The organism is Mucilaginibacter ginsenosidivorax, from assembly GCF_007971525.1.
In the GTDB taxonomy this organism is placed as follows: Bacteria; Bacteroidota; Bacteroidia; order Sphingobacteriales; family Sphingobacteriaceae; genus Mucilaginibacter; species Mucilaginibacter ginsenosidivorax.
In genome coordinates this window covers 2,028,856-2,053,466 of record NZ_CP042437.1, presented here as the reverse complement: position 1 = coordinate 2,053,466, position 24,611 = coordinate 2,028,856, and the positions used below count along the sequence as shown (strand labels likewise).

14 protein-coding genes, 1 tRNA gene and 1 riboswitch are annotated in these 24,611 nt (G+C 43.8%); of the genes, 10 read left to right on the top strand and 5 right to left on the bottom strand.

Features of this window, described 5'->3' with window-relative positions; translation table 11 throughout:
• The first annotated feature begins 38 nt into the window (after positions 1-38).
• The 9 genes from atpF to FSB76_RS08610 all read left to right on the top strand — a co-directional run bounded on the left by atpF (position 39) and on the right by FSB76_RS08610 (position 16,087).
• Positions 39-530: a F0F1 ATP synthase subunit B gene (gene atpF, locus FSB76_RS08650; RefSeq protein WP_147053195.1), complete on the top strand. Its 492-nt coding sequence runs from the start codon at positions 39-41 to the stop codon at positions 528-530.
• A gap of 122 nt (positions 531-652) precedes the next feature.
• Positions 653-1,201, top strand: coding sequence for an ATP synthase F1 subunit delta (atpH, locus tag FSB76_RS08645; protein WP_147053194.1), 549 nt, complete (start codon positions 653-655; stop codon positions 1,199-1,201).
• Between the two features lie 33 nt (positions 1,202-1,234).
• A complete protein-coding gene (gene atpA / locus FSB76_RS08640; RefSeq protein ID WP_147053193.1) occupies positions 1,235-2,809 on the top strand; it encodes a F0F1 ATP synthase subunit alpha in 1,575 nt (524 codons plus the stop codon).
• Between the two features lie 125 nt (positions 2,810-2,934).
• On the top strand, positions 2,935-3,816 hold the full coding sequence (atpG, locus tag FSB76_RS08635; protein ID WP_147053192.1) for an ATP synthase F1 subunit gamma: 882 nt from the start codon (positions 2,935-2,937) through the stop codon (positions 3,814-3,816).
• 628 nt (positions 3,817-4,444) lie between these two features.
• Positions 4,445-7,681, top strand: a complete 3,237-nt coding sequence (locus FSB76_RS08630) for a SusC/RagA family TonB-linked outer membrane protein (RefSeq protein WP_147053191.1) — start codon at positions 4,445-4,447, stop codon at positions 7,679-7,681.
• Positions 7,682-7,707: 26 nt separating this feature from the next.
• Complete coding sequence (locus FSB76_RS08625; RefSeq protein WP_147053190.1) at positions 7,708-9,144, top strand: SusD/RagB family nutrient-binding outer membrane lipoprotein; 1,437 nt, start codon at positions 7,708-7,710, stop codon at positions 9,142-9,144.
• A 28-nt stretch (positions 9,145-9,172) separates the two neighbouring features.
• Positions 9,173-10,111 carry a DUF1735 domain-containing protein gene (locus FSB76_RS08620; protein ID WP_147053189.1) on the top strand — a complete coding sequence of 313 codons (939 nt, stop codon included), beginning with the start codon at positions 9,173-9,175 and terminating at the stop codon, positions 10,109-10,111.
• A gap of 159 nt (positions 10,112-10,270) precedes the next feature.
• Positions 10,271-11,998, top strand: a complete 1,728-nt coding sequence (locus FSB76_RS08615) for a glycosyltransferase family 39 protein (protein WP_147053188.1) — start codon at positions 10,271-10,273, stop codon at positions 11,996-11,998.
• Positions 11,999-12,262: 264 nt separating this feature from the next.
• Entirely contained in the window at positions 12,263-16,087 is a 3,825-nt protein-coding gene (locus FSB76_RS08610) for a PAS domain S-box protein (protein WP_147053187.1), read from the top strand.
• 22 nt (positions 16,088-16,109) lie between these two features.
• Here FSB76_RS08610 and FSB76_RS08605 read toward each other — a convergent pair whose 3' ends face one another.
• The 5 genes from FSB76_RS08605 to FSB76_RS08585 all read right to left on the bottom strand — a co-directional run bounded on the left by FSB76_RS08605 (position 16,110) and on the right by FSB76_RS08585 (position 22,866).
• A complete protein-coding gene (locus tag FSB76_RS08605) occupies positions 16,110-17,057 on the bottom strand; it encodes a PIG-L family deacetylase (protein WP_147053186.1) in 948 nt (315 codons plus the stop codon).
• 25 nt (positions 17,058-17,082) lie between these two features.
• A tRNA-Cys gene (locus FSB76_RS08600) sits at positions 17,083-17,155 on the bottom strand.
• A 97-nt stretch (positions 17,156-17,252) separates the two neighbouring features.
• Positions 17,253-18,692, bottom strand: a complete 1,440-nt coding sequence (locus FSB76_RS08595; RefSeq protein ID WP_147053185.1) for a SusD/RagB family nutrient-binding outer membrane lipoprotein — start codon at positions 18,690-18,692, stop codon at positions 17,253-17,255.
• A 5-nt stretch (positions 18,693-18,697) separates the two neighbouring features.
• Positions 18,698-21,880, bottom strand: a complete 3,183-nt coding sequence (locus FSB76_RS08590; RefSeq protein WP_147053184.1) for a SusC/RagA family TonB-linked outer membrane protein — start codon at positions 21,878-21,880, stop codon at positions 18,698-18,700.
• A 413-nt stretch (positions 21,881-22,293) separates the two neighbouring features.
• Positions 22,294-22,866 (bottom strand): peroxiredoxin family protein, encoded by a 573-nt coding sequence (locus FSB76_RS08585; RefSeq protein ID WP_147053183.1) that lies wholly within the window; start codon positions 22,864-22,866, stop codon positions 22,294-22,296.
• Positions 22,867-22,984: 118 nt separating this feature from the next.
• A riboswitch (SAM riboswitch) is annotated at positions 22,985-23,099 on the bottom strand.
• A gap of 730 nt (positions 23,100-23,829) precedes the next feature.
• Between FSB76_RS08585 and FSB76_RS08580 the strand changes: the two genes are divergently transcribed.
• Positions 23,830-24,186, top strand: coding sequence for an endonuclease domain-containing protein (locus FSB76_RS08580; protein ID WP_147053182.1), 357 nt, complete (start codon positions 23,830-23,832; stop codon positions 24,184-24,186).
• Positions 24,187-24,611: the final 425 nt, after the last annotated feature.

The window sequence follows — 24,611 nt, the reverse complement described above, 5'->3', positions numbered from 1 at the left end:
TTAAAAGAATATTATACAAGTAATAGCTATACAGAATTATGGATTTAGTTACTCCCGCATTAGGCTTAGTTTTCTGGACAACGATATCATTTGCGGTACTGTTGTTTATATTAGGAAAATTTGCCTGGAAACCAATCTTGGGCGCGTTAAGCGATCGTGAACGTTTTATTGAAGATTCGCTTCAGAAAGCCGAAGCTGCCAAAGAAGAAATGTCCCGTTTAACTAACGAGAATGAATCGTTACTAAAACAAGCCCGTGCCGAGCGCGATCAGATCCTTTCTGATGCCCGTAAGGTCAAAGACCAGATGATTGTTGATGCTAAAGAACTGGCACACAAAGAAGGCGCGCGCATGATTGAGCTTGCCCGCGTTGAAATTAACAATCAGAAAGCTATCGCGATGGCTGATGTTAAAAACCAGGTAGCTACATTATCGCTGCAAATTGCCGAGAAAGTATTACGCAAGCAGTTTGAAGATCAGCAAAAACAAGATGAACTGGTAAGCCAGTTATTAAAAGAAGTGAAGTTATAGGGATTTCGGATTTGGGATGTTCGATTTCGGATTTATTCCTGATTGGCATCTAAAATCAATCTCCTGAAATTCAAAATAAAAAATTCCGAAATCGAAAATTCGAAATCCGAAATAAAAAAACTATGTCAGAATTAACGGTAGGAACCAGGTACGCTAAATCCCTTATTGACCTTGCACAGGAACAAAACAGTGTTGACGTGATTAAGGGTGATATGGATCTTTTTATCCATACCTTAAAGGCAAGCCCGGAGCTTAAAGCTGTTTTGAGCAACCCGATTATCGCCCACAGCAAAAAAACCAAGATACTTGATGCCGTATTTTTAGGTAAAGTAAATAAGGTTACCATAGCGTTTTTTAAACTGATGGTTGATAAAGGTCGTGGCGAGGTTTTATATACAACTGCCCACGAGTATATAAACCAGTTCAACATCAAAAAGCACATCACTAAAGCTAAAGTTACATCGGCTACCGAATTATCGGCAGTTAATAAAGCCACGCTTGCCGCCGAAGTGCAAAAAGCTGTTGGCGGAACAGTTGAACTGGAAGCTAAGGTTGATGCATCATTAATTGGTGGTTTTGTATTAACCGTTGGCGACAGGCAGGTTGATACCAGCATTGCTGCAAGCTTGAAAAAATTGAAAAAAGAATTTGCCGAGAAGGTAATTCAATAATAGTAAAAACAAAACTCTAAATAAATTTAAACAATGGTAGAGGTAAGACCAGACGAAGTATCGGCAATTTTGCGTCAGCAATTGGCAGGCTTCAAGTCAGAATCTGAATTAGAAGAAGTGGGTACTGTACTCCAGGTGGGTGACGGTATTGCACGCGTTTATGGATTAACAAAAGTACAATCAGGTGAGCTTGTTGAATTTGGAACAGGATTACAAGGTATCGTACTTAACCTTGAAGAAGATAACGTGGGTGTGGTATTGTTAGGTAAATCTGACGATATTAAAGAAGGTGATACCGTTAAACGTACCAACCGTATTGCATCAATTAACGTAGGCGAAGGTATGCTTGGCCGTGTTGTTGATACTTTAGGTAACCCAATTGATGGTAAAGGACCGATTGTTGGCCAAACTTACGAAATGCCTTTAGAGCGTAAAGCGCCGGGTGTTATCTACCGTCAGCCGGTTACCGAGCCTTTGCAAACAGGTATCAAAGCTATCGACGCGATGATCCCTATCGGCCGTGGCCAGCGTGAGTTGGTTATTGGTGACCGCCAAACCGGTAAAACTGCGGTTTGTATCGATACCATCATCAACCAAAAAGAATTTTATGATGCCGGCAAACCGGTTATCTGTATATATGTTGCCTGCGGTCAAAAAGCGTCAACAGTAGCAAACATTGTGCGCACACTGGAAGAAAACGGCGCTATGCCATTCTCTATCGTAGTTGCCGCAAATGCTTCTGACTCTGCTACCATGCAGTTCTTTGCTCCTTTCGCGGGTGCAGCTATCGGCGAGTATTTCCGCGATACTGGCCGCCCTGCATTGATCATCTATGATGATTTATCAAAACAGGCTGTTGCTTACCGCGAGGTGTCGTTGTTGTTACGTCGTCCACCGGGCCGTGAGGCTTATCCAGGTGACGTATTTTACCTGCACAGCCGTTTATTGGAGCGTGCCGCTAAAATCAACTCAAATGATTCTATCGCGCAGCAAATGAACGATCTTCCGGAGTCTATCCGTGGTATCGTAAAAGGTGGCGGTTCATTAACCGCGTTGCCTATCATCGAAACACAAGCTGGTGACGTATCTGCATACATCCCAACCAACGTAATTTCAATTACCGATGGTCAGATTTTCTTAGAGTCTAACTTATTCAACGCCGGTATCCGTCCGGCCATCAACGTAGGTATCTCGGTATCACGTGTGGGTGGTAACGCGCAGATCAAATCGATGAAGAAAGTAGCTGGTACTTTGAAACTTGACCAGGCTCAGTTCCGCGAGTTAGAGGCCTTCTCTAAATTTGGATCAGACCTTGATGCTTCAACAAAATCAGTGTTGGATAAAGGTATCCGTAACGTAGAGGTATTGAAACAAGGACAATTTTCGCCGGTAACTGTTGAAAAACAGGTGGCAATTATTTACTTAGGTACCAAAAACCTGATGCGTAATGTACCTGTGAAAGATATCAGGAAATTCGAATTAGAGTTCACCAGTCAGTTAGAGGAGCGTCATCCGGAAGTATTAGCTGCGCTTAAAGCAGGTAAATTCGACGATCAGATAACAGGCGTACTGGAAACAGTAGCTAAAGAACTGGCAGGAAAGTACTAAATATGCAAATGTGCAGATTCCAGATGTGCAGATGATTTGCGCATCCGGAATCTTAACATAAATAATAAACAGTGCAGTGTTGCAATTTGCACATCTGCACATCTGAAATTTGCACATCTTAAAGAATGGCTAATTTAAAAGAAGTAAGAAACAGGATAAAGTCTGTAACATCAACCCAGCAGATTACCAAGGCCATGAAAATGGTTTCGGCAGCTAAGCTGAAACGTGCTACAAACGCTATTGTTCAATTGCGCCCATATGCCAATAAGTTGAAAGACCTTTTGGCAAACTTGTCTGAAAGTTTGGAGGATGGTGCATCGCCATATTTACAGGAGCGTGAGCCTGTACGTGTATTGGTGGTTGTGGTATCGTCAAACCGCGGTTTGGCGGGTGCTTTTAACGCCAACGTTATTAAAACGGCCAATAACCTGATTGCAGAAAAATACAGCAAGCAATTGGCGGCGGGTAATGTTTCGATAGTAGCGATTGGTAAAAAAAGCCAGGAGTTTTATGAAAGGCGCAAGTACAACGTAATTGGCAACAATAACGACTTATACCTTGACCTTAACTTCGAGAATGCTTCAAAAATTACTGAAAGCATTATGGAAGGTTTTGTGAATGGCAAGTACGATAGAGTGGAGTTGGTGTATAACCATTTCCGTAATGCTGCTGTACAATTTTTAATTGCCGAACAGTTATTACCAGTTCCAAAACCTGAGAAAAAAGAAGCTGTGAAAGCGGCAAATGTTGATTACATCCTGGAGCCAAACCAACGCGAAATTGTTGAGCAACTGATCCCTAAAAATATCAAGATTCAGTTATACCGTGCGGTATTAGATTCAAACGCATCTGAACATGGTGCACGTATGACTGCGATGGACAAAGCGACTGAAAATGCTGGCGAATTGCTGAAAGCTCTGAAGCTTTCATACAACCAGGCCCGCCAGGCAGCCATTACTACCGAGCTTACCGAAATTGTGAGCGGCGCGGCAGCACTGGCCGGATAAACAAGCCCATCATAAACTTATTTTATATAGGCCTCCTTGTAAAAGGGGGCTTTTTTTGTTTTGGGCTAACCTGTCGGTGGTGAGTTTATATTCTTTGGCTATTAATCTATAGGACAATCATGAATAAACTCATAAGAAATGAAATGGGCGAGATACATTTTAGACATTGTTTTAAATGTAGTAATCAGGCCCAATTTTTATAAAAAACAATCAAGTAAAACGATTTATACGAAGAATTTGCGGAAGTGGTGACAAAAATCATTGACATTGTGTGTTTTGTTTTGGTTAACTAAAGCTTAATTTCCGGGTAGAACAGGGATGGCTTTTATCTGTTTAAATGGTGTTTTCTTTGTTTTTTGATCAAAAAATCGTGCTTATTGCCGTTTTAAGGGTAAAAACGTGCATATTTGGCGAAAATTGAAGAAAATGATCCTGTTTATCGTTAATTAAGATGAATTTTTTATGAATTTTTGATTTTTTAAAAAGTTTTACATTTTTTGAGCCAAAAATGGCTTTAGTTTTCTTTATTTTTAATAAAAAGTCGGTAACGTTAAAAATTTTATTTTATTGTTTGCGTGTTGGTGCGAAAATCATAATTTAGAAAATTAACTTAACTGATTTTTATACAATGAAAAAACTTTTAGTCACAAGTTTGTGCCTTCTGTTGTTATGCTTAACACAGGCGTATGCACAAAACCGAACTGTTACTGGTACGGTTACCGCGAAAGATGATGGCCTGCCCATCCCGGGAGTAACCGTAATTGTAAAGGGTACAACCTCAGGTACCCAAACTAACGCCTCCGGTAAATTCTCATTAAGCGCCCCGGCAAACGCTACCCTTGTTTTCAGGTTTGTAGGTTACACACCGGTTGAAAAGCCGGCTACTGCCGATCCTATGGTTGTAGTGCTTACATCGGTAAGTAACCAGCTTGGCGAGGTTGTGGTAACGGGTGCATTCAATACCAAACAAACTTCACGCGCTATCTCTTACGCAGCGCAGGTTGTAAAGTCTGATGCGTTAAACACCATCCGTCAGCCAAACGTTAACAATGCGTTGGCAGGTAAGGTTGCAGGTTTGCAGGTACGTAGCCAGTCGGTAGGTGCTTTGGGCCGCAACACACAGGTAAGGCTTCGTGGTGCTACCGGTTTCGGTAACAGCTCTGGTGCCCTGTATGTTGTTGATGGTACTATTCTGCCAAACTCCGATGATCTTAACCCCGATGATGTTGAAAATATCACGGTATTGCAAGGCCCTGCTGCATCAGCGCAGTTTGGTTCTGCCGGTGCAAATGGTGCTATCGTTATTACTACTAAAAGAGGTGGTAAAGTTAAAGGTGTTGGCATCGAGTTAAATGCCGGCGTAAACTTTGATAAGGTTTACATACTGCCTAACTACCAAAATACTTATGCCGGTGGTGCAGCTGCAGATTTAATGCAGTATCATTACAAAGCGGGCGATCCTGAAGGATGGAAAGCTTTGGATGGCAAATTCTACCCGGATTATACAGATGATAGCAGCTGGGGTCCTAAAATGGTGGGCCAGGAGTATATTCCATGGTATGCATGGGCTCCGGGAACCAAATACTCGTTTAAAACAGCAAAGCTTGTTGCGCAGCCAAACAACGCGCGCGATTTCTTTGAAACAGGTACTACCCTTAACAACGGCATTGCCTTCACAAAATCGGCCGATGATTATAACATCAGGATGTCGTACAACAACCAGCACGTAAATGGTATAGTTCCGTATACCGCCCTGATGAAAAACGTATTTAACTTAAATGTTAACTACGATTTAGGCAAACACTTTACCGTAGGGGCTAATGTTAACTTTGTTAGCCAAAAGGTACATGGTAACATAAGCGACGGTTACGCCAATGCTTCTACAGGTAACTTTAACCAATGGATGCACCGCGACCTTGATATGGGCATCATAAAAGAATTGAAGGATTTAACAAGTCCGGATGGTACCTTGGTAAGCTGGAATCACCAGAACCCAACTTCATACACAACTGATGATCCGGGTTATTTTTATGCTGGTAACTACTGGTATAACATGTACAAAATAGCCGAGCTTAATACCAAGGATAATCAGCGCGACCGTTTTTATGGTAACGTGTATTTACAATACAAGCTTAATAAGGATTTTAACATTAAGGCAACTTACCGTAAAAATTCAAGAAGCGAGTGGCAGGAGGAATTTATCCCGGCTATCCTTCAAAAAAGCGGATCGCAAACAGGTGTGAAAAATTACTACCGCACTTACAATGTTTATGAAAACCGCGAAAACTACGAGTTGCTGGCAAATTACAACAAGCAGATAGCTGATTTTAAAATTGATGTAAATGCCGGTAGTGATATTTATAACAGGAGCTACAAGGATAATGGTGGTAACACTGTTGATGGTTTAAGTATCCCCGATCTTTATAATATCACCAACTCGGTTAGTGCGCCATCAGTTTTTAACACCCGTATAAACGAGCAATACAGGGCGTTATTTGCAAAAGCAACATTAGGTTACAAAAACTTCCTGTTTTTAGATGGTACTGTACGTAACGATTGGTTTTCATCATTGTTCCCTAAAGATAACAGCGTATTAGCTAAGTCATTTGGTGGTTCATTTGTTTTCAGCGAGTTATTGCCACAGTTTAATAACTGGTTAAGCTTTGGTAAGGTAAGGGTATCATATGGTGAAACCCCGCAAGCGCTTGCAACTGCTAATGATAACTACGGCGGATACAGGAATAACACTGTTTACGGCGTTAACCAATACAAATTTGGTACAAACATTTTAATGAACACTCCTGACCAAAGCGTTGACCCAGCCTTACACGGTGCCGTGTTTAAGCAAACAGAGGTAGGTTTGGATTTAAGGTTCCTTAACGATAGGTTAGGTTTATCTGCTACTTATTACGCAGGTACCGATGTTGATTTCCCTGCTTCGGTTACGGTTAACCCAGCCAGCGGTTTTTCGAGCATATTAACCAACTTTGGTAAAATTCAAAGAAAAGGTATCGAGCTTACTTTAAGCGGTACCCCGGTACGCATCAATAACTTTAACTGGGATGTAACCATCAATGGTGCACGCCAGCTACAAAACAAAGTTATCGAGGTTAGCAAAAAATATGGTGTAACCCGCTATACCAACCCTAACGACCAGGTTTGGGGAACAGATATGCCTTACATGGTGTTCCAGGAAGGTAAAGAGTGGGGCCAGATATACGGTAACGGTATAAAACGTAATGCCGCCGGCGTTCCTATTATTGCCGCCAACGGTATGTATGCTAACGATCCGAACGTATATTTTGGTAGCGTGCTTCCAAAATGGACCGGCGGTATCCAAAACTCATTCACCATTTTTAAAAGCTTTGTGCTTAATGCCAACATCGATTACCAGGTTGGCGGTAAATTTGTTTCATTATCAAACAGGTGGGGGCAGTTTAGTGGTTTAACTTCTGTAACCGCTTCACTTAACGATAAAGGAGTTCCTGTTCGCGATCCTGTGGCCGATGGTGGTGGTGTTAAAGTTAGTGGTGTTGACGATAGCGGCAAACCGGTTTCTAACTACATCGATGCTAAAACCTATTTCCAGGGCTTAACCAACAACAAAACTTACGATTCATATATCTATGATTTAACATTTGTTAAACTTCGTGAGGTTTCAATCGGTTACAAAATACCGGTAGCTAAATTAGGTTTAGGAAAAGTTATCCAGTCGGCAAGGTTTGATATCACCGGTCGTAATTTACTGTTGATCTATGCTAAATCAAAAGATTACGATCCGTCTGAAATTAGCTCGCAACAAGGTGAAACAGGCCAGTTACCAGGCACCAGGGGCATAGGTTTTAACCTTAAGGTAACTTTCTAAGCAAATACAAATTAGATTCAAAGAAAATGAAAAAGAGATATATTTATACACTAACAGCCGCGTTTGTTTGGTTAGGTACGGGCTGTAACAAGTTGAAAGACTTTGGTGACGTTAACCAAAACCCTACCGCAACAACGCAGCCTATTATAGCTGGTTTGTTAACTAATGCCCAGGTAAGTGTTACCGGCCTGTCGTCAACAGGTACCCCAGCAATTGCAGGCGGCCAGTACGCGCAGTTTTTTACCGAAACCCAGTATTCCGGCACATCGTTATACACTCTGCCTCAGAATGATTTTACACCTTACTACTCTGGCCCGTTATATGATTTGCAGAATATCATTAACCTTAACCAAAGTAAGGCATCATCAGCAGTAGCCAAAATTTTGCAGCAATATATATTCTGGGTAGTAACAGATTCCTGGGGCGAAGTTCCGTACAGCGACGCTTTAAAAGGCTTAACCGCTATTCAGCCTAAATATGATACACAGGAGACTATTTATAAGGGTATTATAGCCACGTTAACATCTGCCCAGGCCGAGCTTGACGGTTCGTCATTAGCAGGCGATGTAATTTACGGTGGTGATGTTGCTTCATGGAAACGTGCTGCAAACTCTATTAAACTATTAGCTGCTGTTCAGCTGTCAAAAGTTGTTCCTGCTGCAAGCGGGTATGCTGCAACTGCCGTTAAAGAAGCTATTGCTGCCGGCGTTATTGAATCAAACAGCCAGAATATGAAGGTAACCTTTCCTGGTGGCGGTATTAAAAGCCCCTGGTATACCTTGTATGATGGCCGTAAGGATTTTGCAGAATCTGCTACCATGACCGATATACTTAAAGGACTTAATGACACCAGGCTTAGCGTATACGGTGGTAAAAGCGAAGCGATTGGCAACACAGAGTCATCGGATATCGGTGTTACATACGGCCTGGCCCGTAACAACGTGCTGGCGTTTATTGAAGCTAACCCGAACTGGGCGCGTGTAATGCGTGGCGATTTCCGCACAACTACAGGTTCGGTAACTATTATTACTGCTGGTGAGGTTTATCTTGCAAGGGCGGAGGCGGCATCATTAGGATGGACCACCGAAGTTGTTGCAACTGATTATGTGGCTGGTATCACGGCTTCAAACGGCCAGTGGGGCTTAGCTGCACCAACGGCTGCTTATATTGCAGCTGCACCGCCAACCATAGCAAACATCACCATCCAAAGGTGGATTGCAAGTTACCCTGACGGACACCAGGCATGGGCTATCTGGCGTAAGTCGGCTACTACCGCTAATCCAAAAGGTTATCCTGCACTTAACCCGGCACCAGATGCTGTTAACGCTTCTAAGAAGATTGTAAGCCGCTTTGTATACCCAACAAGCGAGTACAGCTCAAACGAAAAGAACGTTAACGCAGCGGTTGCCCGGATTACCGGTGGCGATGTTCAGGATGCGCATGTATGGTGGGATGTAGACTAATTAATTGTAACTATTAATAAAAAAAGACATGAAAAGGAATAAATTTTTAAATCATATCCTGCTTGCCTGCTCTGTTTTGGTAATGTTTTCTGCCTGCCGTAAGGTGCCGGCCGGCGACTTATCAAACGAGAATTCAACGGCAGGAAAATCATACATCGGCTTTACCGGTGATATGGAAAGTGCAACGTTTTTCGATCCCTTTACTGATGTTAAAACAATCAGTGTATTCTCTGTAAAGAAAGATGCAGCCAAGCCGGCTGATTTGACAAAAGGTCAAACAATTGTAGTAACAGCATTGCCAGGAGCGATTGACGCTTATAACGAAGCTAATGACGCTTCATATGAGCTTTTGCCGGCATCATTCTACACGCTTGCAAACAGCAATGCAACTCAGGCTGCCGATGGCTCCCTTACCTTTAACTTTGCCCCTGGCGATTTTCAGAAAGAGTTTGCGATTAAACTTGATGGCAGCAAATTAGACCTTTCTAAGAGCTATGCACTGGCCTATAAAATCACCAAGTCTGATGATTTAGCAGTGCATGCTGCTTCAAAAGATACCTTGTATGCTTTTTACAGTGTGAAAAACAAGTATGATGGAGTGTACACGCTTGCAGGTAATATTAAACGCTATACATCCAAAACTGATCTTGACCCTGATCTGAGTGGTGATTTCCCCGACGGCCAGGAATCAAAGGTGGCAACCATTGCAGCCAATGCCAATACCTTCGAAATATTCTGGCATACCGGCGGCGGTGTTGGTGGCGTAGCTGGTCTTCAACTTGCTGTTGATGCAAGTAACAAAGTCACTGTTACAGCGAGCGGCAATCCTAAACTTCATAACACAGCTGGTATCGACAATTATTATGATCCCGCTACCAAAACGTTCCACCTGGCCTTTGATTGGGGCGCTGATGAAAATAGTAAGCGGGCTGTTGTTGCCACATTAACTTATAAAGGCGCACGATAATTCAATCACATAAACTAAAAACCGTTATAGGTTACGATAACGATCCTGTTCAATAGTTAAATTAAGGGGCTGTCCGCTTGGACAGTCCTTTTTTATTTTGCCCGCTTTTTACGTTTACTGTTTTATTATACCTTTACAACATCAACAAATTGAACTTTAATGCCAGTCGCTCTAAATGATAATATGCAGGATGATGCCAAATCCAACAAGCTTATCATCTATTTTTTATTGCTTTGGACGGCGCTGAACATCCTGCAAGCTGCTACATTGGAGGTGCATGCCGATGAAGCCTACTACTGGCTTTATTCGCGTTTTATGGATTGGGGCTATTATGACCACCCGCCGATGGTGGCCGTGTTTATCCGCGCCGGATATGGCCTTATCCATAACCAATTCGGGCTTAGGTTGCTTACAGTTATCAGCAGCAGCCTGTCGCTTTGGTTTATATGGCTAACGCTTAAAAAGTACCGGGTTGATGCGCTTACATATATCCTGGTAGTATCCGGAATTTTTGTGTTTCACATTTATGGTTTCATCACCACGCCCGATGCGCCGCTGCTTATTTTTACCGTGCTGTTCCTGTTTTTTTTACAGCAATACCTTGAACAGGATAGCTGGAAGCTGGCGCTGATACTGGGTGTAATAGCCGCTTGTTTGCTATATAGTAAATATCACGGCATATTGCTGTTAGGCTGCACTGTAGTATCAAGCCCTAAATTGTTTAAGCGGGCATCGTTTTATGGTATTGTGATACTGGCGCTGTTATTGTTTATACCTCATATTTTGTGGCAGGTTAACAACCAGTTTCCATCTATAAGCTATCACCTGGCCGAGCGGGCAGATAAACCCTATGACCTTTCTTTTTCCTATAACTATCCGTTGGGGCAGCTGCTTATGGCCGGCCCATTAATTGGTTGGCTGTTGTTTTATAAAGGCTTTACCCTGCGTATTAAGGATGCTTTTACCCGGGTGCTGCTGGTAAATAGTATTGGTATACTGCTGTTTTTTTTCCTGACATCATTTAAGGGCGAAGTACAGCTGCACTGGACGCTTATTGCCTATGTACCGCTATGTATGCTGGCGCTTATTCATTTTACACAGCCGGGTGGCAAACCTGCCTGGTTTAACCGATTGGCCATCATTAATATTATTCTGATTGTTTTTGTAAGGCTGCTGATTATAACAGGCCTGCCCGTATTAAAACAAATGCACGCGCTCAGGATTTTTTACGATTTTGAAGATTGGGCAAAACAGGTACATGACAAGGCGGGCGACAATTATGTAATTTTTAATGAGGGCTTCCAAAACCCATCAAAATATAATTTTTATAACAATACCTTAAAAGGATTTGATTACGACCCACGCTATTACCGCCGTACGCAATACGAGTTTTGGCCGATAGAAGACAGCCTGCAACACAAACGCGCGTATTATGTATTGGAGCACCCGCAGCAGGGGTTAAGTACCGATACCATTAATACACCCGCCGGCACCTGGTACGGCGGCTGGGTAGATGATGTGCGTACCTATCAGAAAATTGAGTTTGACGCAACCGAAAAAGAGGAGATAGTATCACCCGGGGAACCGAAGGTTTTTGATTTAACATTTAAAAACCCTTACCGCGTACCCATTAGTTTTAGCAACAAAGGGCAATTGCACCAGCTTGTTTTTGAAGCCAGCTTTATTGTTGATACCGACGTGTTCAGCAGCCAAAAGGCCGATGATAGCTTCTATAACATCAGTCTGAAACCGGGCGAAACAGCCCACTTTAAGTTTAAAGTAACAGCCCCAGCTAAACCGGGCAAATATCAATTGGTATTTTCGTTACGTACCGATCCGTTTAACGGCGGGCGTAATAGCAAGGCTATTGCGTATAAGGTAAAATGATAAAAAAACTATTTTTTGCGTAACAATTTCCTGAGGGGCGATGCCGAAGCCCCGGCTTTATCATTATAAGCTTAAATAGGTTGCCAAAACCCTGGCCGTATTAATAAAGTGATTGAAATCATATTTATTAACAGCTATTTACGCATCTTTATTTTAAAATATTCCGTACAATTACCTCAAAAGGAAGCGTGATGTTTAAAAGGAGGGAACACTCCTTTAATATCCCGGTGAAACCATCCTAAATTGTTATCCCTTTAGTTAACTATGTTAAGTTTCAGTATTAAGATACTACACCTCGAAAACGTGCGGAAAGATGCCGGTATGGTTAGGCAGGTACTTGAAAAAGCAGGTGTGATTTTTGAAAAACTTGACATTGACGATTATGCAAGCTACATTAAGGCGCTCAAGGAATTTAATCCCGATGTTGTACTTGCTAACTGGCAAACACCAACCATTAATTGCACGCAGGCTTTAAATGTTCTTAAAGAGCAAGGCCTTGTTATCCCTTTAATACTAGTTACCGACCCAACTTCGGAGGAGGTTGCCATAAATGCCATGATGGATGGCGTGGCCGATTATTTATTAAAAGACAGGTTACAGCGCCTACCCATAGCCATATTTAACGCCATGGAAAAAGCTTTACTGATAGAAGAGAATAAGCAATATTCAAGGACAGTCGCAAAAGATCAGTCGTTACTGAAGGAAGTCGAAAATGTGGCTCGCATCGGTATTATTGAAGCTGACCTTGTTACGCAGGAGCGCAGTTGGTCGGATGGGGTGTTTGAGATTTTAGGGTACAGCAAAGGCGAATTGGAACCTTCGTTACAAGCCCTTACCAGGCGTATTCACCCTGACGAAGTTGAGCGATTTATAGCGGAGTGCGATTATAGTATCCCCAATTTAGATACGCTGGATCTGCAATACAGGATAGTTACTCCCTCAGGAGAAATAAAATTTGCCCGTTGTAATTTAGGTATTACACGGAACAATCTGGGTATACCGGTAAGGGCTTACGGTACCATACAGGACATTACCGAACTACAAGTAGTTGGGCAAAAATTAAACCAGGCAAGCCAGGAATTAAACAGGCTGTTTAACACGCTCGACGATGTGCTTTTTTCCCGGGACATGATTAACAACAAGCTTGTCCTGATTTCGCCTGCCTGCGAAAAATTATATGGGTACAAAGCAGAAGATTTTCTTGCTAATTCAACCTTGTGGAGAGATGTCCAACACGATGATTACAAAAATATTTCCCAGGAAATTGTTGAACCGCTCAGTAAAGGAGAAACTGTAATTAAACAATACAAAATAGTGCACAAAACCCAGGGTGTTAAATGGGTAGAGAGCAAGATTGTGCCTACTATTAACGAAGAAGGGAAACTTATCAGGATAGACGGTGTTACCCGCGATATTACCGAAAGTAAAAGGCTTGAGCTGGAACTGCAGCAAAGCGAACAGCGTTTTAGGGAATTAATAGAAAACAGCAGCGATATTATTGTGCTAACCGATAGGTACGACCAGTTAATTTATTCCAGCGAAAATGTTGGCAAAATTATGGGCTATACTAAAGATGAATATGCCAATATAAGGCTTAATCCCGAATTTGTGCATGAGGACGACAGGGCGCTTCGTGAAAGGGTTTCATCAGAAAGCCACCAAAAGCCTGGTAAAATAATCCCGTTTTGCCTGCGCTTTAAACACAGCGGCGGTTCGTGGATGTGGGTTGAGGGCACCGTGGTGAACTTGTTGCACGTACCGGCGGTAAATGGAATTTTGGCCAACTACCGCGATGTTACCGAACGTAAAAATGCAGAGGCCCAGGCCGAAAGAAGCCGTGTTCATTTACGCAGAATATTTGCTATCCAGGCGGCTATTTTGGATGCCTTACCCCCACAGGTAGCTTTGCTTGATGAGAATGGCCGTATTGTTACTGTAAACAAATCATGGAAAAATTTTGCCGGCCAGAACAATTTGCCCGAGGCCAGTTACAGTGCCGGTTTTAATTACTTGCAGGTTGCCGGGAACGCTACCGGAATGGATAATGAGCAAGGATCAATGATATACCAGGGTATTAAAGATGTAATATCCGGAGATCGTGCCGATTTTTCGATAGAATATCTTAAAGATACCTTATCGGGCGAGAAATGGTTTCTGCTTGTAGCTGCGCCCTTAGCTGGCTTGATGCAAAAAGGAGCTGTAATATTAAACGTTGATATATCTGATCGTAAAATTATCGAAAACAACCTGGTACTTAGCGAGCAAAGGTACAGGCAGATAGCCGAGACCGCACAGGAGGGTATTTGGGTTATTGATAATGAATTGAAAACAATTTTTGTGAATAAAAAGATGTGCGATATGCTGGAGTACGAAGTTCATGAAATTATGGGTAAGCACAATTACGACTTTAAGCACGAAAGCGATAAAATACAAACCCTTGAAAGAATTACACAAAAAGAACTTGGCGTAGTTGAAACCCACGAATCGACGTTTATTACAAAAAGTGGCAAAAGGTTAGTATGCAATGTATCTACCAATGGTATTTTTGATCCGGGTGGCGCTTATGTAGGTACCCTGGCCATGATAACGGATATTACCGGAAGAAAGGTTCACGAAGAAGCGCTAAGAAAATCAGAAGCCAATTTATCTGCCATCATCGAGAATACTACCGATTTGGTTTATTCGCTGGATAAGGATTTGAAATTCATAACCTTTAATAACCAGTTTAAAAATGCCATTAAACACGTATACGGGCTTAATGTAGAACAGGGAGCGTCGGTGCTTGATATGCTTGCTGGTTTTGATCCGGTAACCGCCGGGAAATGGAAAGAGAATTACGCAAAGGCATTGGCTGGCGAGCCCCAGCAATTTATAAATGAATACCCGAATGGTGATGGTAAAATCTATCTTAGCTATTCTATAAACCCGATACGGGAAAGGGATAAAGTGATAGGGTTATCCTGCTTCTCGCGGGATATCACAAGGCAAAAAATGGATGAGGCTGCTATTATCAAATCAGAAGCCAACCTTAGGTCGGTATTTGAAAACACCGATCTGGCTATCATTATGTTTGATAATGAGCTTAACATAGTTTCATTTAACAGCAATGCCGCCAAACAATCTGTAAAATTCTTTGGAAAAAAATTAAAGGCCGGTAAATCGGGGTACGACTACTTTATTCAAAAACGGTTATCGTTCATTAAGGAGGTTATTGAGCGGGCGAAAAAGAGACAGTCTGTTAGCTATGAAACATTTTATGAGATACAAGATGGTGTTACCCAATGGTTTGAAGTAAAATCGGTGGGGGTTTTTAAGGATAAAAAAGAAATGGTGGGCATCATCCTCACCCTGAAAAATATCACCGAAAGGAAAAACGCCGAACTGGAACGCGAACGGATGACCGCCGATATGATAAAACGTAACCAGGACCTGGAGCAATTTACTTACATCATATCGCATAATTTACGGGCGCCTGTGGCCAATATCAAGGGCCTGTCGGGTTTGCTTTATGATTTTGAAATGCCCGACCCCGAATGCCGGTTTACGCTTGATGCGCTTGCCGCATCTGTAAGTCACCTGGACCAGGTTATCCTCGATCTGAACCAAATATTACAAGTAGATAAACAAGTTAACGAAAAAAAGGAATTTGTTGTGATGCCGCAACTGGTTGAAGATGTAAAGCATGAAATTCAGCCGATGATGCAAAAAAACAACGTAATAATTAATTGCGATTTTACGGCCATTGATGAGTTTTTTACCATCAAGAGCTACTTGTACAGCATTTTTCAAAACCTTATCATCAATAGTATTAAATACAGGCGCGTTAATATTGCCCCGGTAATCAATATCAAATCTGTTTTAGATAATAACCTGGTTACTATTTATTTTGAAGATAACGGAAAAGGTATTGATCTTGATAAATCCGGCGACCAGCTATACGGATTATACAAACGGTTTGATTTTAGTGTTGAAGGTAAAGGAATGGGATTGTTTATGGTAAAAAAACAGGTTGAAAGCTTGGGCGGCCAAATAAATGTAAAAAGCCAGCCAGGCAAAGGAACCCAATTTATAATAGAACTGCCGCTGTAACAATCCGTTTGTTTTCCATAGCTCATTTAGATTTTGAGTACAAGGGCTTTGCATCCTGATAGCTTTTGGGCAGGTAGGGGGTATAACTAAGCTCCCGGAACAAAGCCCTTGTTTTTTGCAAGCCTGTGGTGCCGTTCGCCGCGAAATACCAGAAATATTCCACATCACCATCGTTCATGGTCATTTGGGTAACGCCTTGCGATTTGTGTTCGGCAATTTCCCAGTTGGCTATCACTTTGTAATTTACCCTGTTTTTGTAGCTGAAGGAGGCGGTACGGTCTACCTTAAAATTCGCCGTGTCTGTTAATGGCTTCGTTTGCGGATAACTGCCGTAGCCGGTAAACCGGGTAAGGGTATCGGCCTTGTTGCAGGTAGCTGCAGCTAAAATAACCGGCCTGTTATTGGCCGGCAAGGTTGTTATGGCATTTAGGGCAATCAGCGCGGCAGCTTTATGGGCGCCATGGGTACCTGCCTCGGGCAATAGGGTAAATATAAAATCATAATGGTTGCTGGTTAAAACCTGGTGCAGGCGGTTGTTTACATTATTAACATTCCAGCTGGTATCCAGTGGTTCCTTTTCATTTAGGGTATAATGGGCATCTTTTTGATCGATAAAATAATAATTGTTTACGCCCAAAATATGGCCCGCGTTTACCAGCTCGCGCTTGCGGATGCGTGGCAGGTTGGCGCGACCGGTTTTCTCGTCGGTAAGTTCCAGTCCATAATAGTTTTCGGCCAGGGTGGCATACTTGTAGCCCGCTTCGCCGTTGGTTATTACAAACAAATCAACAATGCCATGTTGCTCTTTGGCTATTTTGTATAACGTTACCGCAAATGTGCTCTCGTCGTCAGGATGCGCTATAACTACAAGTACACGCGGGCCGGGAGATGTAGCCTGGGCGTTCCCCCGCTTTAATCCCGCCAAATAAAATACAACAGTTAACAATACTAATACAACAACCCTTTTCATAGCCTGTTTTTAACATTAAACCCGGAGGCGTGAGGGTGGATTCGAACCACCGTAAAGGGTTTTGCAGACCCCCGCCTGAACCACTCGGCCACTCCGCCTTTTTTATAATACCTATCAACTAATATCAGCCGAAGCAAATCAGCTTTAAAAACGGCCATGCCGGGTATCAACCCCAAACATGGCCGTTTATCATTATTAATTCACATCAAACCATAGTTTGGTTGTCAGCACGTCGGCGCCCTGGCTGGCTACCGCCGCCTTGTAGTTGGCACCGTTTAACGATTGCTCTGTGCCGGGGTAAATAAACCTTACAGGTAGTTTACCGCTTAATGTACCCGCTACAGCAGGCTGCAGCTGCGGGTAATCAAGCCTGCGCCACTCGGTGAAGGCTTCCAGTCCCTGGCCAAAAAGGGCTATCCATTTTTGCTCGCCAATTGATTTTTTGTAATTGGTGGCATCGTATTGCACAGCTGGCAGGGCGGTGTAAGTAGCAATGTCCGCATCGGCAATGCTGTATTGTTTTAATGATGCCGTTACGGCCTGTTTGTATAAGGCGGCGGCATCCCCGGCAATAAAACCGCGTGCCACGGCTTCGGCCTGGTCAAACAAGGTTTCAGCATAGCTGATGATCACCGCGGGGGCGTGCGGAGCTAAAAAGTAAGTACCCGGTTTTGATGTTTTGGTAAAACCCAGGTTGCTGGCATCGCCAACCAGCAGGCCGTTGGGTATGCCCACATAGGTTTGCGGCGTGGCATCCTTGGTTTTGCTGGCGTACACGGGCAGGCGCGGATCATTCAGCGCGAAAAGTTTATCAACAATAGTTTTGCTGATGCGGTAATCGTCGCGGGTATCAAACAAATTGCTGATGGGGTTTTGGTTCGGCGAATCTACATAGGTAAACTGCGCGGTTTCGGTATTGGCGCTGATGTAGCTGCCGCCCTCGGTTTGTATATCGGCCAAAACCTGTTTGGCTTTTGCAGGCTCCCTATCGGCAATCCTTAACGCAATGCGCAGGCGCAGCGAGTTGGCAAACTTTTTCCATAAGGTTATATTGTTGCCATAAATAACATCGCCGGCAATGGCTTTGCCCGATGGATCAAGCGCGGTTTGGGCCGCTTTTAAATCATCCAACAGGGCAAAATAAACATCTTTTTGGGTATCATAAGCGGGGGTGAGGTACTGATCGATATTGGCTGCCTGCTTGTACGGGATATTGCCATATGCCTCGGTAAGCAAGGTAAATACCCATGAACGCAGTACCAGTGCTACACCTTTGTAATTGGTATTTCCCTGCGCGTCGCCCAGTTTAATGATCTGGTTAAGGTTAACTATACTTTTTGAATAGCCTACCGTCCATAACTCCTGGAAAGCGCTGTTGCTGTATATATACCTGTCGGGATCGGTATACTGAATTTTGGCCCAGTATTGTACAAACAACAGGCTGGCGTCCATGTTATTGGCGGTACCCCAATACGTATCGGCAGTAACCTTGCTTGCTGCCGTGAGCAGGTAATCGGGCTGTGCCGTTTGCGAGTTATTAGGGTTCTGGTTAATTTTTACCAGGTCTTTTTTGCACGATGCTGCGGATAATAACAGCGCACCTGATAATATGAGGGTTGTATATTTAAGTTTCATGGTTATTAAAATTTAAGGTTGATGTTAAAGCCAATGTTGCGTACGGTTGGCAGGGTAAGGTCTTCCAGGCCCTGGCCGTTGCCGTTGTTAAAGGCGGTTTCGGGATCGATGTTTGGCGCGTTTTTGTGGATTATCCACAGGTTGCGGCCAACAACAGATAAGGTTGCCGATTGCAGGCCAACGCTTTTTACCCAGTTTGAAGGGAAAGTGTAACCCAGTTTAACCTCGCGAAGTTTAATGTACGATGCATCGTAAACAAAAGCTTCATCAACATTGGTAAACCCTTTGTAGTATGATTGGGCTGGCAATATGGTAGTATTGGCTGTCCCATCGGCCTTTACGCCTTTAAATATCATACCATCGTTATATACAGTCACGCCCGCGGGTGCGCTGCCGCTTACCTGTACCGCGGTTGCCGATGTATTGTTGCCCGGGTAGTAATAGCTGATACCACCGTTTGCGGCGCCGCGGCCCGGCAGGGTTGAGGCCAGTACGCCGGTGTAGGTACCCGTGCGGTTGGTGTTTGAATAGATAGAACCGCCAAACCTTGCATCAACCAAAAAACCAAGATTTATATGTTTGTAGGTAAAGCTGTTATTAATACTGCCCAGCCAGTTAGGTGTAAATTTGCCCAGGTATTGTTTGGTTGGATTGATAACCGGGGTGCCATTGGCGCCTATAACAATTTGGCCCGATGCATCGCGGGTGTAGGCGTTGCCATATAGGGTGCCATAAGGCTGGCCAAGGGCTGCCAATACCTGTACGGTGCGGTCGCTTCCTAATATGATGCTTTGCAGGCGGCCTTCATCATCAAGCTTAACTACCTTACTGCGGTTAAGCGAGTAGTTGGTGGTTATATCCCAGGTAAAATCTTTTGATTTTATGGGTGTTAAACCCAGCTGCACTTCGATCCCTTTATTGTTGATGCTACCGCCATTGATGAGTTTTTGGCTGTATCCGGTTGATGGGCTTACATCAACGGTAACAATCTGGTTTATACTGTTGGTATTGTAAGCGCTTACATCTAAATGAACCCTGTCCTGGAAAAAGCCAAGCTCAAAGCCGGCCTCGGCCGATGTGGTGGTTTCCGGTTTCAGCTTGCTGTTCAAATCAACAGTGCCCAGGCTTTGCTGCGGGCTTGACCCAAAAGGAGGGGTAAAATTGTAGTAATTGATAAGTTGATAAGGGATTGTAGCCTTACCCACTTTTGACCATCCGCCACGTAATTTGGCGTAGGTTAAAATGTCGCTTTTAATATCAAGCGCTTCTGATAGTATCAAACTGCCGTTAACAGAAGGGTAAAAGTACGATAGGTTGGCCGCCGGGAGGGTTGACGACCAATCGTTACGGCCGGTAAGGTTAATAAAAGCGTAGTTTTTAAAACCTATTTGGGCCGATGCAAAGTAGCTGTAAGTTTTAAGCTTGCCATAGTAGTTGGATGATACCAGCGGATCGCGCGAGTTACTTAAGGTGTACAAACCGGCTACTGCCAGTTTAGGCGCTACCTGGTCGTTTTGCTCATTTAATATGGTGCTGATGTTACCGCCTCCTAAAACATCTAACGAAAAATCGTTACCCAGTTTTTTGGTGTATTGCAGTCTGGCTTCGGTATTGGTTTCGTTTACGGTGTAGGCATCTTCCTCGTACGATCCAAATGGGGTACCGTTGGTTCCGTAAGCTACTTTAATTTTGCGGCGGTCGTTATAATAATCGGTACCGGTACGGAAATTGGCCGACAAGCCTTCGATGATCTTATAATTCAGTTCAACACTTCCTATAATGCGGTTTTTGTGTTGCCCTACCGTGTTTTCATAAGTCAGCCAGTAAGGGTTGCTATAGTAGCTGTTGTTCCAGTTAAAAGTGTTGCCGTTGGCATCTTTATAATTTTTTAGCTGGCTGATATCAACCTGGCGGCCAAACCATGTAAACTGCAGCATGGTGCTGGTTGCACGCTTGCCACCTGCGCCGGGCAGGTTATCTGCATCGTCTTTAATATAGTTGGCAATGGTAGTAACGGTTAATTTAGGACTAAGCTTAAAGGTAGAGTTCAGCAAAAACGAATTACGGCCCTGCGAGGTGTTAGGAACAATACCCGTTTGGTGCAGGTTATTGTACGATAAGCGGTAGTCGGCCTTATCGCTGCTGCCTGCCAGTGCTACGCCGTTATTTAAGGTAACGCCTGTGTTAAAAAAGTTTTTTACGTTATCCGGATGGGCCACAAACGGAACAGCCTGGCCATTGGAGTAAAATTGCGGAATGAGCGATCCGTCTAAAGCCGGGCCCCAGCTTTCGTCAACACCATCGTTAACGCCGCCCCCCTTGCCGTCTACATAGCTAAACTTGCCGTTTGATCCTTGTCCGTACTCGTTCTGGTAATCGGGCAGAATGTTTACGGTAGAGAAGCTGGTGTTTGAGTTGATGGTAACGCCAAGCCCTTTTGCGCCCTTACCTGTTTTGGTTTTAATAAGTATAACACCCGCCGCAGCCCGGTAACCGTAAAGCGCCGCCGCGTTTGGCCCTTTAAGCACACTTACCGATTCAATATCTTCGGAGTTAAGATCGGCTATGGCGTTGGCAAAGTCCCTGGAACCATTGGTGCCCAAAAACTGGCTGTTATCAACAATAACACCATCAACCACAAATAACGGCTGGTTGTTATTGCCAATGGATGTTTCGCCGCGGATAATGATGCGCGACGAACCCATATCGCCCTGGCTGTTGGTAACCTGTACACCGGCAATTTTACCGGCCAGCGCGTTCACCAGGTTGGTTTCCTTGGCTTCCGAGATATCTTTTGATTTTAAACCCTGAACCGAATAGCCCAGTGTCTTTTTATCTTTTGAGATATTGAGCGCCGTGATCACCACTTCGTTAAGCGAGTTGGGTGCATCCTGCAGCACAATTTGCAGGTTGGTTTCAGCTTGTTTAACCGTAATTTCCTGTGTAGCGAAACCGAGGTAGGAAACTTTAAGTACATCGTTAACATTGGCATTCAGGCTGAATTTGCCATCGGCGCCGGTTTGCGCACCGGTGGCAGTGCCTTTTACAGCCACACTTACACCGGGTAATGGTAAGCCATCGGACTTGGCGGTTACCGTACCGCTTATTTTAACAGATTGCGCTACAACTGTTTGAATGAGAAAAAAGGGCAACAGGATTGCCAGCAAAAATTTGTAGTTTTTTAACATGATAGTTAATGATTAATAGTTTTTATTGCCGGTACGGCAAAGCCAGCCACAACATTTTGGGCATAGCAATGCCCGCTGTTGAATTTTTAGTACCGGTAAATTGATTGTTGATTGTGTTGGTTATAAGCCCAAGCGGCCAGCTGCAGCAGGGGATCCGCAACTAATAACCCTTGCTGTTATTAACAGCAACAACGCATACCCTGCATATGCAGGTAAACAGAAGCGGAAGAGAATGATGCAAATTTACTGGCAGGGAATACGTTTGGAAAAGGTGTTCTTGTTGTTTTCATAACAATTTGATATATAGATAGTAGTATTAGGTAGATAGTGCTGCGTTTTGAGTAAAAAGTTTTATTTGCCTTTTTTGACCTGGGAGGTTTTTCAAACCCGGAAATCAATATAAAGCTTTCAGCTTAGTTTACAGATGCAGTTTTATTGTTCACCAATGCATCAACCACTTTTAGCATCGATGCAAATTCCTGGGTATCATAAAGGCGGGTGAGGTAAACAATTTTACCGTCTTTATCAATCACCACGTTGCGGGTTACACCGCTTTTTTTGTTGGCAAAGCGCCCGAAAATATCAGCGCCCGGATCAAGAGCCAGCGGGTAACTGATATTCATTTCCTGCTGAAAATGCTGCACTTTTTCAAGCGGCTCATCCCTGTCGACCCCGATGAGCACCAGGCCTTTGTTTTTATAGGCCTGCCATACATCTTTTTCAAGGTGCGGCATTTCCTGACGGCATACGCTGCACCAGCTTGCAGTAAATTGCAGGATAACTACTTTACCCCGAAGCTGTTTTAGTGAAGTTTGGGTACCATCGGCCAGCACCAGTTTAAAATCATCGGGTGCCTGGTCGCCGGTTTTAACAATATAGCCGCGATCAATTGATGCGGGCAACGGAGCCGGCGTTGCGGTTTGCGCAACGGCCAAATAGCCGTTTATTAATAATGAGCAGGTGATGAGTAGCTGTTTAATTTTCATGACGTAATTTTTTAACTGCGTTTAATGCAGGGTTAAAAGCGCTGAAATTTAATTAAACAAGAAACTTAGACGATAAAGATATGATGGTACAGCTATGTAGCTGTAAGTAACGTAACATACATTATCTTTTCCGCCACTTGAATGGCGAACAGGAATTAGCACCTTTATAACAATTGGGCTTACAGGTTGCTAAGACATCACAGGGCCTTTCCCTCCGTCTTTCTTGATAATTAAATTAAAGAACCATTTAATGATGCAAATATATAATATATTCTACTAAATACATAGACATTATATAATTTAATTGTCATGAAATGGGAAGGGGGGAAAGAAGGGAACTTGGTTTGAACGCTGGCGACGACTCACCCCGGCTACGCTTCGCTGGCCGACCCTCTCTCCGGCTGCGCCGCAAAGAGGGTTGTGGAAAGAAAAATTATTTTTTCGCCCCTCTATGCGCGAAGCGGAGAGAGGGGCAGGCGGGCGGAGCCTCGCCGGGGTGAGTCGTCTCCGCCATGCGATATACGTTGGTGTATATCAGATTTTATGATTACTTGAGATGTAATTTGTAATAAGAAAACGCTGGCCACGACTCACCCCGGCTACGCTTCGCCGGAATCTCTCTCCGGCTTGCACCGCAAAGAGGGTTGAGGAAAGAAAAAAAAACTTTTTAGCCCCTCTATGCGGCGCAGCCGGAGAGAGGGGCAGGCGGGCGGAGCCTCGCCGGGGTGAGTCGTCTCCACCATGCGATATGCATTGTTGTATATCAGATTTACTACTACTTGAGATGTAATTTGTAATACGAAACGCTGGTTTTGAACGCTGGCTACGACTCACCCCGGCTACGCTTCGCTGGCCGACCCTCTCTCCGGCTTGCGCCGCAAAGAGGGTTGGAAAAAATAGAAATGATCTCGTCGGGGTGAGTTGCCGCCATGCATTTTTTTGAAAATATTTATATTTTTATCTATGTCATCCATCATAGAGCTGTGCCGGCTACTTCGGCAACGGGAAACGCCCGCCGAAAAAGTTTTATGGCAGTATCTCAGGAATAGACAATTAAACAACAAAAAATTTTTAAGGCAATTCCCACTTTGTGTTCAATCGACCATTAAAGGCAATACTTACTATATTCCTGATTTTTATTGTGCCGAACTGAAACTTGTAATAGAAGCCGATGGCCCGATTCACCTGTTAAAAAAAGAATACGATCAAAATCGCGATGAGGTTATGAAAGCGCTCGGATTGACGGTTTTGAGATTTAAAAACGACGAAATTATAAGTAATACAGAAGCGGTGTTGAATACAATAATGGCGCATTTATAGCGATTATTGAACGCGGGCTATGACTCACCCGGCCGACGCTGCGCTGGGCCACCCTCTCTCCGGCTTGCGCCGCAAAGAGGGTTGAGGAAAGAAAAAAAAATTTTACCCCTCTATGCGGCGCAAGCCGGAGAGAGGGGTGACGGGCGGAGCCTCGTCGGGGTGAGTCGTCTCCGCCATGCGATATACGTTGGTGTATATCAGATTTTATGATTACTTGAGATGTAATTTGTAATAAGAAAACGCCGGTTATTGAACGCGGGCTACGACTCACCCGGCCGACGCTGCGCTGGGCCACCCTCTCTCCGGCTTGCGCCGCAAAGAGGGTGGAAGCTCATTTTTGTTTTTTTAGCCCCTCTATGCGGCGCAGCCGGAGAGAGGGGCAGGCGGGCGCAGCCTCGCCGGGGTGAGTCGTCTCCGCCATGCGC